This window comes from Dactylosporangium sp. NPDC051541 (genome assembly GCF_044454505.1).
Taxonomy (GTDB): Bacteria; Actinomycetota; Actinomycetes; order Mycobacteriales; family Micromonosporaceae; genus Dactylosporangium.
On the sequence record NZ_JBITDU010000002.1, the window covers coordinates 1,329,289 to 1,340,503 of the forward strand.

At 71.9% G+C, this 11,215-nt stretch carries 8 protein-coding genes; 5 read left to right on the forward strand and 3 right to left on the reverse strand.

Annotated features, from left to right (window positions below):
- Positions 1–101: 101 nt before the first annotated feature.
- Positions 102–2,726: an FxSxx-COOH system tetratricopeptide repeat protein gene (fxsT, locus tag ACIA8L_RS13690; RefSeq protein ID WP_395903983.1), complete on the forward strand. Its 2,625-nt coding sequence runs from the start codon at positions 102–104 to the stop codon at positions 2,724–2,726.
- A 57-nt stretch (positions 2,727–2,783) separates the two neighbouring features.
- Positions 2,784–3,800, forward strand: a complete 1,017-nt coding sequence (locus tag ACIA8L_RS13695) for a serine/threonine protein phosphatase (protein ID WP_395903985.1) — start codon at positions 2,784–2,786, stop codon at positions 3,798–3,800.
- Positions 3,801–3,803: 3 nt separating this feature from the next.
- Here the strand turns inward: ACIA8L_RS13695 and ACIA8L_RS13700 are convergent, their stop codons facing one another.
- Positions 3,804–4,610: an SAM-dependent methyltransferase gene (locus ACIA8L_RS13700; protein ID WP_395903987.1), complete on the reverse strand. Its 807-nt coding sequence runs from the start codon at positions 4,608–4,610 to the stop codon at positions 3,804–3,806.
- Between the two features lie 348 nt (positions 4,611–4,958).
- Between ACIA8L_RS13700 and ACIA8L_RS13705 the strand changes: the two genes are divergently transcribed.
- Positions 4,959–6,035: a hypothetical protein gene (locus ACIA8L_RS13705; RefSeq protein WP_395903989.1), complete on the forward strand. Its 1,077-nt coding sequence runs from the start codon at positions 4,959–4,961 to the stop codon at positions 6,033–6,035.
- 23 nt (positions 6,036–6,058) lie between these two features.
- On the opposite strand, the gene ACIA8L_RS13710 is transcribed toward ACIA8L_RS13705, so the two are convergent.
- Positions 6,059–6,817 carry an alpha/beta hydrolase family protein gene (locus tag ACIA8L_RS13710; protein ID WP_395903991.1) on the reverse strand — a complete coding sequence of 253 codons (759 nt, stop codon included), beginning with the start codon at positions 6,815–6,817 and terminating at the stop codon, positions 6,059–6,061.
- Between the two features lie 151 nt (positions 6,818–6,968).
- Here ACIA8L_RS13710 and ACIA8L_RS13715 point away from each other — a divergent pair, with 151 nt between their 5' ends.
- Positions 6,969–8,483, forward strand: coding sequence for a beta-N-acetylhexosaminidase (locus ACIA8L_RS13715; RefSeq protein WP_395903993.1), 1,515 nt, complete (start codon positions 6,969–6,971; stop codon positions 8,481–8,483).
- Positions 8,484–8,634: 151 nt separating this feature from the next.
- Positions 8,635–11,040, forward strand: coding sequence for an Hsp70 family protein (locus tag ACIA8L_RS13720; RefSeq protein ID WP_395903995.1), 2,406 nt, complete (start codon positions 8,635–8,637; stop codon positions 11,038–11,040).
- Here the strand turns inward: ACIA8L_RS13720 and ACIA8L_RS13725 are convergent.
- Positions 11,033–11,209, reverse strand: a complete 177-nt coding sequence (locus ACIA8L_RS13725; RefSeq protein ID WP_395903997.1) for a hypothetical protein — start codon at positions 11,207–11,209, stop codon at positions 11,033–11,035. The two genes, ACIA8L_RS13720 and ACIA8L_RS13725, sit on opposite strands and share 8 nt — an antisense overlap.
- Positions 11,210–11,215: the final 6 nt, after the last annotated feature.

The following is an 11,215-nucleotide window of genomic DNA, read 5'->3' on the forward strand; positions in this document are numbered from 1 at the left end:
CCCGAGCACGCCGGCGCCGAGGCCTACCGAACACCGCCGCCTTCGGCAAGAACCCGACCGCCCCCGACAGTCTCGCGCAATAGAAGTCCGCCTATTGCCCGATGCCGAACTGGGCGCACACTGCCATAGTCCGCCCGATCGAGCTATTTATCGACCGAGCAAATAGCGATAACGTCAACATCTCGGCGACCGGATTTGGGGCGGGTGTACCGATCTTGAATGGATCATGGCCTGCCATCATCGGTAACTTCCCGCCCAAGAACCCCAATTTTACGGGCCGAGTGGAATTGCTGGAGCACTTGGATCGACATCTGCGAGTGCCGGGCACCACCACGACCGTTCTCCCACATGCCTTGCACGGCATGGGCGGCGTCGGCAAGACGCAGCTGGCGATCGAATACGCCTATCGGCACCTGGCGGACTACCAGGTGATCTGGTGGATTCCGGCCGAGACTCCGGCGCTGATCAGCGCATCGCTGGTGGAACTGGCGCAGCGACTGGAATTGCCCGGCGCGCCGACCGCGAATACCGCGGTGCCGGCCGTCCGGGAAGCCCTGCGGAACGGTGAGCCGTATGAGCATTGGCTGCTCATCTTCGACAACGCGGAGAGCCCGCAGACCGTCAGCTCATTCTTTCCGGTGAGCAGCCAGCACGGCAGCATCCTCGTGACGTCGCGGAACCCGGCGTGGAACTCCCTCGGGATACCCCTCGAGGTGGATGTGTTCGAGCGCGCCGAAAGCATCGAGCTGCTGACCCGTCGCGAGCCGTCCATCCGGTCGGAGGACGCCGACCGCCTGGCCGAGGCGCTGAGCGACCTGCCGCTGGCGATCGAGCAGGTGGCGGCGTACATCGCGACCACCGGCATCCCCGCTCCGGAATACCTCCGCCTGCTGGGCGGGAGGATCGAGCTCCTGGAGGACGAGGACCAGCGCCCGATCGGCTACCCGACCTCGGTCGCCGCGGCCTGGGACATGTCGCTGGAGGCGCTGCGGGAACGGGACCCGGCAGCGCTCCGGCTCCTGCAGGTGTGCGCGTTCCTGGCCCCGGACATCAGCCGGAGCCTGCTGTCGAGCGCCCGTGGCATGCAGATCGACCCGGCCCTGGACGAGGCACTCCGAGATCCCGTCAAGCTCGGCCGCGCCATACGCGGCGTGAGCAGATATTCGCTGGCCAAGATCGACCACTGGCACGACGTCATCCAGATGCACCGCCTGCTCCAGCGCGTGCTCGTCAGCCGGATGACCGACGATGAGCGTGACAAGATGCGGCACGGCGCGCACCTGCTGATCGCCGCGAGCGACCCCAACCAGCCCGACGCCCCGTCGCAGTGGCCGCTCTACGCCCAGCTTTACTCGCATGTGCTGGCCGCGGACGCGATCAGGTGCGAGGACGCCTGGGTGCGGCAGCTGGTCGCCAACGAAGCCAAGTACCTGTGGCGGTGGGGCGAGCACAAACTCGCCCGCAACATCTCCCAGAACGCATACGACGAGTGGAAGAGCGAAAGCACCGACGGCGCCGAGAATCCCGATGCGCTGAACATCGCCCGGTGGCTCGGCTTCATGCTGTTCGTGAACGGCGACTATCAGCACGCCGCCGAGCACAATGCCAGGACCCTCGAAATCCACGAGCGGCTCTACGGCGCGGAGCATGAAGACACGCTGGCGGCGATCGGCGCGGTCGCCGCCGACCGGATGGCCCAAGGCGACTTCGGCGAGGCACTGGCCCTGACCGAGACGGTCCACCGCCGAGCCGTCCGGACGCTCGGCGCGGACGACCCGCTGACGTTGGAAGCCGCACATGGCCTGGCCGTCAGCCTGCGTCTATCCGGCCAGTTCCAGCGCGCGTGCGAGGTTGACGAGGTCACCTGGCGGCAGAAGGTCGAGATCTTCGGCAGTGACCACCTCGATAGTCTCTTGACGCTCGGCGGCCTGAACATCGACCGGCGCGAGCTCGGCCAGTACGTCGAGGCCAGAGCGGCGCAGGAGGACCTCGTCGCCACCTACCGGCGGCTGCTGGGCGACGACCGGCACCACGAACTGCTGCTCGCGATCTTGCATCTCTCCGTCGCCCGCCGCAAGGCCGGCCACCACGCCGAAGCGCTGGCGGCTTCCTCCGTATCGCGCCAGCGGTTCGCCGAGCGCTATGGCAACGAACATCCCGGGTCCATCCTGGCCGTACTCGAGGAGTCCATCGACCGGCGGCACAACTGGGATCTGCGGGGCGCGCGGCCGCTCGGCGAGGAGGCCCGCAACCGATTCCGCACGGTTTTCGGCCCCGACCACCCGCATACGCTCGCGGCGGCCGTCAACCTCGCCACGACCCTGCGGCTGTCGGGTGAGGTCAACGCCGCCCGCGAGATCGACGAGAGCGCCCTGGCCACGTTGACGGCGCGGCTCGGCGGTGACCACCCGCTGATCCTGGCCTGCGCGATCAACCTCGCCAGTGACCTCTACCAGCTGGGTGACTTCCAGAAAGCCTACGACCGCGACTCGGCCACGATCGCGGACGCCCGCCGAGTGCTGGGCGCGGAGCATCCGACTGTCCTGGCCTGCGCCTCAAACCTGTCGCTGGACCTGCGGGCGCTGGGCCGGGCGCCAGAGGCGAACGCGCTCCTGGAGGTCACGATGGAGGCGTTCAAGCGGGTGCTACGGGAGCAGCATCCGGCCGTCCGGGCGGCCGCCAATCGGGTCCGGGCCACCTGCGATCTGGACCCGATGCCGTTCTGATCGGGTCCGGCCCGGACGGCGCGAGTGGCATGGGCCGGCGTCGGTCATGATGGTGCGGTGCTCAGGGAACGGCGGCGGCGGGGCGGGCGGGTTTCGGGGGCGCTCGGCGCTTGTCGTGACGACGAACTGGCGGCGCTCGTCGCGGCTGCGCCGGATGGGGCCGTGGGGGTCGGCGGTGGGTGCTCGGTGCTCGATGTCGACGGGGTGGCGGTGTTCGTCAAGCGGATTCCGATCACCGCGCGGGAGCTGGCCCGGCCGCGCAGTACGGCGAACCTGTTCGACGTGCCGGTCTGCTGCCAGTACGGCATCTACCGGATCGCCGGGCCGGGGTTCGGCGCGTGGCGGGAGCTGGCCGCCAACGAGGTCGTCACCGCGGGGGTGCTCGCCGGGGAGACTGCGCACTTTCCGGTGCTGTACCACTGGCGGGTGCTGCCCGACCGGCCGGCGGTCGCGGCCGAGCACGTCGACGTCGAGGCCGTCGTTGCCCAGTTCGGTGGGGACCCGGGGGTGCGGGCCCGCCTCGCGGAGCTGGCCGCGGCCACGTCCAGCCTGGTGTTGTTCGCCGAGTATGTGCCGCGGCCGGTGGACGACTGGCTGCGCGACCCGCTCGGCCGGGCCGAGGTGTTCGAGCGGCAGCTGCTGGAGGCCGCGGGGTTCCTGCGCCGGCGGGAGGTGTTGCACATGGACGGGCACTTCGGGAACGTGCGGGCCGACGACGAACGGATCTACCTCGTCGACTTCGGGCTGGCGACCTCGCCGCGGTTCGAGCTGTCCGGTGCCGAGCGGGAGTTCGTCGGGCGGCACGCCGGGCACGATGCCGACTACGCGGTCATGTGGCTGGTGAACTGGCTGGTCACCACGGTGTGCGGGGTGTCGGTCGAGGACGGGTTCGGTGCCCGCGACGCGTATGTGCGGCGGTGTGCGGGCGGTGACATTCCCGCGGACGTGCCGGCCGTGGTGGCGGGGATTCTGGGGCGGCACGCCGCGACGGCGGTGCGGATGAACGCCTTCTGCCTGCGGCTGTACTTCGACGGTGACCTCGACGCGCGGTATCCGGCTCGGCCGGGCGCGTGAGCCTTACGGTTTGCGGGCCACGCCGGCGTACTCCGAGGCCGGGGTCTCGTCGTTGCCGTCGGGGCGCCAACGGGAGCAGGTGACGATGCCGGGGTCGAGGATGTCCAGGCCCTGGAAGTACCCCCGGATCTGCTGTGGGTTTCTGATCGCCATCGGTGTGGCGCCGCTGCTGTTCCACATGTCCAGGGCCCGGTCGACGGCGGCCGCGTTGACCTCGCGGGTCGGGTGCGAGATGACCAGGTAGCTGCCCGGCGGGACGGCGTCCAGCAGGGCCCGCACGATCGCGGTGGCTTCGTTGTCGTCGGTAACGAAGTTGATGATGCCCAGCAGCATCAGGGCGATCGGGCGGTCGAAGTCCAGGGTCTGGCCGGCGGCGGTGAGGATGACCTCCGGGTCGCGGATGTCGGCGTCGATGTAGGCCGTCCTGCCCTCGGGGCTGCCGACCAGCAACGCCCGGGCGTGGACCAGCACCATCGGGTCGTTGTCGGCGTAGACGACCCGGGTGTCGGGGGCGATCCGCTGCGCCACCTCGTGGGTGTTGTCGGCGGTCGGCAGGCCGGTGCCGATGTCCAGGAACTGGCGGACGCCGGCCGGGCCGACCAGGTGGCGCACGGCGCGGCCCAGGAACTGGCGGTTGAACCGCGCCGACTGGACCAGCTCGGGCATGTAGGCCAGGACCTGCTCGGCGGCCTCGCGGTCGGCGGCGAAGTTGTCCTTGCCGCCGAGCAGATAATTCCAGAGCCGGGCCGAGTGCGCGACCGTGGTGTCGAGCTTCGTGAGTTGCCCGTCGGGCGTGGCCGGTGCGTCCATCCTCGGACCCCTCTACGCATCGATCGCCGTTCGTGGTGTGCGTCAGGTTACACGCGCGCACCCCGTGGAAAAAAAGTCGACCCGCAGTCCTGAAAAACTCGTCCGGCGGGTGGCAGTTTCGCGGGCCGGCGTGCATTCCTATCACCGTGACGTTCGAGGAGTTCGTGGCGGCCCGGCTCGGGGCCCTGGTGCGCTACGCCACCGTCGTCACCTGGGACCCCGACCTCGCCGAGGACATCGTGCAGAACGTGCTGGTCCGGGCCCAGCCGCGGTGGGAGCGCATCGCGCGGATGGAGGCGCGTGAGGCGCGCTCCCCGCCGCCCTCGCGCATCTGGGAGAGGAGGCGTGATGGCCGACCGGCTGGAAGTGGCCCTGCGCGCCGCCCAGCGCCGCCGGGCCGAGGACGCCCCCGACCCGGACCGGCGGCGGCGACGCCTGCCCGCACTGACCCGGCGCCGGACCCGGACCCGGCGCGCCCTCATCGCGGGCGGCGTGGCCGTCGCGACCGCGGCCGCCGCGGCGGTCGTGGTGCTGTTCGCACCGTCCGGCCCCGGCCCGATCAAGCTCCCGGCGGTTTCCCCGTCAATTGCGGCAAGCCCTTCGCCGGTACCGCTCGCGCCCGCGCCGGACGTCGAACGCTCATACGTCCCGGGCTGGCTGCCGCCCGGGCTGCGGGAGCGCAGCCGCGCCGTCGCCGTGGACGGGCCGACCCCCGGCGTCCGGTCCATCCGCATCTGGAGCAAGGAGCCGCTCGGCAGCGACCTGCGCAGGCTCGGCCAGGGCCCCTACCTGATGATGGCGCTGCAGCCGGGCCCGGTGACCGCCGCCGGCACCCCGGTCCGGATCGGCGCCGTCACCGGCTACTACCACGCACCCGACGACCAGAGTGCCGCTGTGGCCCGGCTGACCTGGCCGGTCGACAACGGCCAGGCCGTCTACATCCAGTCGAACGCCGCCACCACCCAGGCCGACCTGGTGCGGGTGGCCTCCTCCGCGCACCTCGACATCACGCCGCTGCGTCAGCCGCTGACGGTCGGGTGGGTGCCGTTCGGCGTCAGGGAGTACACCTTCCGGTATGGCGGTGACAATGCCAAGGCCTGGACGGCCGCGGTCAGTCTCGGCGGTTCGCCGACCGGAGCCACCAACTCCGTGCCGGTGACCGTCGCACCCGACACCGACGTGCCGTTCGGGGGCAAGGCGGTGCTGGTCGGGCCCGCGCACGGGCGGATCCTCACCGAGGAGGAGACCGCCGACCGCAACCCGCGCCAGTGCGTCGTCGTGGCACTGCCGGCGGCCGGGCGGATCCTGAGCGTCTGCAGCGGCATCAGCGGGCCGGGCGGCGACCGCATGCCGGAGGCCGACCTGATCCGGGTTGCCGCGTCCGTCGACACCACGATGCGTGCCGACACCGCCTGGATGGGCTGAGGCTCGCGCGGCATCGAGGTCGGTCAGTGCGCGGTCGCCAGGAAGTCGTCGACGGCCTTGACCGCGTCGGCGGTGCCCTCGGCGGTGTTGACCATCAGCTCCGTGCCGTGCTGCACCCCCGCGACCAGCGTCAGCCGGCGGCCCGGGGCGGGGGTGGCGTCGTACATCGCCTGTGCGTCGCGCCCGAACGCCCAGTCGCTTTTCGCCGCCACGTAGAGCACCGGCGCGCGCAGCCCGGGCACGGCCGCCTGGGCGCTCTCACCGCCGTACTCGGCGGGCGCGGACAGGCTGATCACCGCGTCCGGCGCCGGGTCGAGCGCGGTCGCGGCGACCAGGGTGGCCGTGCCGCCCCGGGACGCGCCGATGAGCACGACCTTGCCGCCACCGGCCCGGGCGTACGCCGCCGCCGCGGCCACGTCGTCGGAGTTGCGGCCGGTCTCCACGCGGCGGGAGCGGCCCTCGCCGTTGAAGTCGAACGCCACGACCCGGAATCCGGCCGCCGCCTGCCGCTTCGCCCACGCCAGCCACGAGCAGCCGGTGGCGCCGGCCTGCGGGGCGAGCACGAGCGTCACGTTGCCGGCGCCGAGCACGTAGGCGCCGAGGGGCGCGCCGGTCCGGCCCGGGAAGGTGACCTGTTTGTCGTCGAGCTCCGCGACCGCGCAGGTGCGGGTCGGGCTGGGCGCGGCCACCGCGGTCGGCGACGGCGCCGGAGCGGCCGGTTCGGCGGTGGAGGCGCAGCCGGCCAGCAGGAGCAGACAGCCGATCCCCGTCATGATTCGCATACCGAGTGCGATCCTTGAGGCGTCCCACGAGTTGCATCACATCTCGGCAACGACGGCCTTGCGCACCGCGAGGGGCGGTCATATGGTGACGATTGTCGATTAAAAAGCGTTGTTTACAGTACTGCCGATCGTTCTCGTCGGGAGGCGCGCCATGCTGCTCAGGCTGATCGTCGCGGGGCTGGTCGCCACCGGCATGTCCGCGGTCACCGCGGCCGAGCCGGCCCGGCCCGCCGCCACCGCCTACGCCGACATCCTGCCCGCGCCCGTGTCGGCGCGGGCCGAGCGCGGTGCGTTCACGATCGACCGGGGCACGACGATCACGGCCGCGCCCGCGGCCCGGGGTGTCGCCGAGTACCTCGCCGGAGTCCTGCGCCCGGCCACCGGCAAGCCGCTGCCGATCACCCGCCCGGGGCGCGGGGGCGACGCGATCGCTTTGGTCATCGCCGGGCGCGACACCGGCGACGAAAGTTACCGGCTGCGAGTAAGCGGGCGGGGCGTCACCATCACCGCCGGGCGCGCGGCCGGCCTGTTCGCGGGCGTGCAGACGCTGCGGCAGCTGAGGTCCGGGCGGACCATCGCGGCCGGGCAGGTGAGCGACGCGCCGCGGTTCGCCTACCGCGGGGCGATGCTCGACGTGGCCCGGCACTTCTTCACCGTCGGGCAGGTGGAGCGGTACATCGATCAGCTGTCGCAGTACAAGATAAACACCTTGCATTTGCACTTGGCGGACGACCAGGGCTGGCGCATCGCGATCAACAGCTGGCCGCGGCTGGCCACCTATGGCGGCAGCACGGCCGTCGACGGGGACCCGGGCGGCTATTACACGCAGGCGCAGTACCGTGCGATCGTCGCCTATGCCGCGAGCCGCTACATCACCGTCATCCCCGAGATCGACATGCCCGGCCACACCAACGCCGCCCTGGCCTCCTACGCGGAGCTCAACTGCGACGGCGTGGCACCGCCGCTGTACACGGGCACGGAGGTCGGCTTCAGCTCGCTGTGCGTGCACAAGGAGCTCACCTACAAGTTCCTGGACGACGTCATCGGCGAGCTGGCCGCGCTGACCCCCGGCCCCTACCTGCACATCGGCGGCGACGAGGCCCACTCGACCAGCCCGGCCGACTACGTCACCTTCATGAACCGCGTACAGGGCATCGTCGCCGCGCACGGCAAGAAGGTCCAGGCCTGGCACAACGTGGTCGCCGCCACCCCACTGCCGACGACGGTCGCGCAGTACTGGGACACCACCCCCGACAACCCGCAGGTGGCCGCGGCCGCCGCGAACGGGACGGGCGTCGTGCTGTCCCCGGCCAACCTGGCGTACCTCGACATGAAGTACAACCCCTCGACCCCGCTCGGCCAGGACTGGGCCGCGCTCATCGAGGTCAGCGACGCCTACGGCTGGGACCCCGGCAACTATCTGGTCGGCGCGCCGCCCTCCGCGATCCGTGGGGTCGAGGCTCCACTGTGGACGGAGACGCTGCGGACGTCGGCGGACATCGAATACATGGCGTTCCCCCGCCTCCCGGCCATCGCCGAGCTGGGCTGGTCCCCCGCCGCCACCCACGACTGGTCCAAGTTCCGCCTCCGGCTGGCCGCGCAGGCCCCCTCCTGGCGCGCCCAGGGCATCAACTTCTACCCGTCCCCCCAAATCCCCTGGCGCTAGCGCTCCGACCACGGACGGTCACGATGTTGGATGACACGCCGCTCGGCCCGCGGGCTGGGCGGCGTCTGTGGGCTCAGGCGGTGGCGGTGGCCGAACCCGTGCGTCGTGGATCTGACGGTGACATCGACCGGTGGACCAATACGATGTCGCGATGGCGGACGCCGGGTTCACGCTGGGCATCGATCTTGGCACGTCCAACACCGTGGCGTGCGTCCGCATCGGCGACGGGATTGTGACACCACTGCTGTTCGACGCCTCACCGCTGCTCGCCTCCGCGGTGTTCGTGGCCGCCGACGGCACCTTGCTCACCGGTGCGGACGCGGCCCGGGCCGCCGGCGCCGCGCCGGCCGGATTGGAGCCGAGCCCGAAGCAGCGCATCGACGACGGCAGCGTGTGGCTCGGCGAGCGGGCCGTGCCGGTGGTCGAACTCCTCGGCGCGGTGCTGGACCGGGTCGCCACGGAGGCGCGCCGGGTCGGCGGTGCGGCGCCGGCCGGCACGGTGCTGACCTACCCGGCCGGGTGGAGCACCGCGAGGCTGGCCGTGCTCGCCGACGCGGCCCGCCGGGCCGGGCTGGGCGAGGTCGGGCTGACGCGTGAACCGGTCGCGGCGGCCGCCTATTTCGCCTCCGTGCTGGGCCTGCGGCTGCCGGTCGGGCAGTGCCTGGTGGTGTACGACTTCGGCGCCGGCACCTTCGATGTCAGCATCGTGCGCCGGGCGGAGACCGGGGTCGAAGTCGTTGCCGCCGACGGGCTGACCGACGCCGGGGGCAACGACCTCGACGCGCTCGTGGTCGACCTGCTGCGCGCCGCGACGCGCGCCCAGGCCGAGGCGTGGGGGCGGCTGGACTGGCCGACGTCGACGGCCGACCGGCGGGCCCGGCGCACCCTGTGGCTCGACGCCCGCGCGGCGCGGGAGCAGCTCACCCGGCACGCCCGCGCCGACGTGCACATCCCGATCGCCGACGTCGACGCGCACGTCACCCGCGAGGAGTTCGAGCGGGCCGCGCGGCCACTGCTGGACCGCACCATCGCGTTGACGGTGGGCACGCTGCGCGCCTCCGGCGTGGTCCGGGACGCGATCGGCGGCATCCTGCTGGTCGGCGGCTCCAGCCGGACGCCGCTGGCGGCCAGCCTGCTGCACCGCGCCCTGGGCATCGCGCCGACGGTGCTGGAGCAGCCCGAGCTGGTGGTGGCGTATGGCAGCCTGCACGCCCCGGCGCAGCTCGCCGCATCGAGACTGCCCCGCCTCCCCGAACCGGCACGCCCCGAACCAGCGAAGCCCGAACCGGCGAAGCCCGAACCGGCACGCCCCGAACCGGTGGAGCCCGAACCGGCACCGCCGCAGTTGCTGCCACCGCGGCCGAGCACCGAAACGGCCGCCCCGATCCCGCCGGGTCCGGTCCCGGTCACGACCTCCGCGAATCCCGTACCGGTGGCGACGGCCGCCCTGGCTCCGGTATCGCCGGCCGCACCGGGTGCGACGCCGACGGCTCCGCCCGTCGTGCCGCCGGCGGCCGCGCCGCCGGAAAGCCGGCCGCCCGTGGCCGCGCCGCCGGTCGCTGCCCCGCGCCGGCGCCGCCGCACGGCGGTCATCGCCGGGATCGTGGTCCTCCTGCTCGCCGCCACCGCCTTCGCGGTCTGGTATCAGCAGCGGCCCGGGCCCAACGTCCTCGCCCACGAAAGCGAGGTCCGGCAGATGCGGTTCAGCCCCGACGGCAAGACCCTCACCACCGTGACCAGCGACGGTCGGGTGCGGGTCTGGAACCTGTCCACCCGCAAGACGACCCACGAGTTCGCCACCGCCACCGGCGAACAATCCAGCCTCAGCGCAGACGGCCGGACGGTCGCCGTCGCCCACTGGCAAGGCACCACAATCCAGGTCTGGGACGTGCCGACCGGCAAGGCCATCACCACGATGGAGAGCAAAGGGGAAGTCGACTCCCTGGCGTTGAGCCCCGACGGCCGGATCGTGGCCGCCGCCGTCGAACACGACGGCACCCAGCTGTGGGACGCGAGAACCGGCGCGTCCATCGCCACCCTGCCCGGCTACAACGAGCTGCTCGGTGTTGTGGCGTTCAGCCCCGACAGCCGGACCCTCGCCACCACGCCCGACCGCGACACCAAAACGTTGCGGCTGTGGGACGTCGCGACCGGCAAGGTGACCGGGACGATCAGCCCGGACGCCGGTGAGATCTTCGGGCGGATCATGTTCGGCGCCGGCGGCACCCTCTACACCAGCGACTACCGGCAGGCGAAGTCACAGGTGTGGAGTGTCAGCACCGGCAAGGCGGTCACCGTGCTCAAGGGCGGCACCACCGGCATCCTGGCGGGAGCCGCACAAGGCACGATCATCGCGACCGGCAGCAGCGACGACGTCCAGAACGACAGTCTCGCGCAGCTGCGCTACGTCACCACCGGCGAGACCATCGTCACGCTCACTGGTCACCGCGGCACCGTAGTGTGCGCGGCGTTCAGCCCGGACGGCGGGACCGTCGCCACCGGCAGCCTCGACCACACCGTGCGGCTGTGGGACGCCGGCACCGGGAAGCTCAAATGAGTAGAGCTTCGCAGGGCCGCTGTGCGTCGGCGACCAGGGCCTGCTCGCCGTTCGCGCACGCCATCACGTGACAGCCGGCCTTGCCGAGGATGCGGGTGACGACCCGCGCCCACGCCGGCTCGTCCTCGACGACCAGGACGGTGCAGCCGGCCGGCGAGCCGGCCTCCACCGTTCG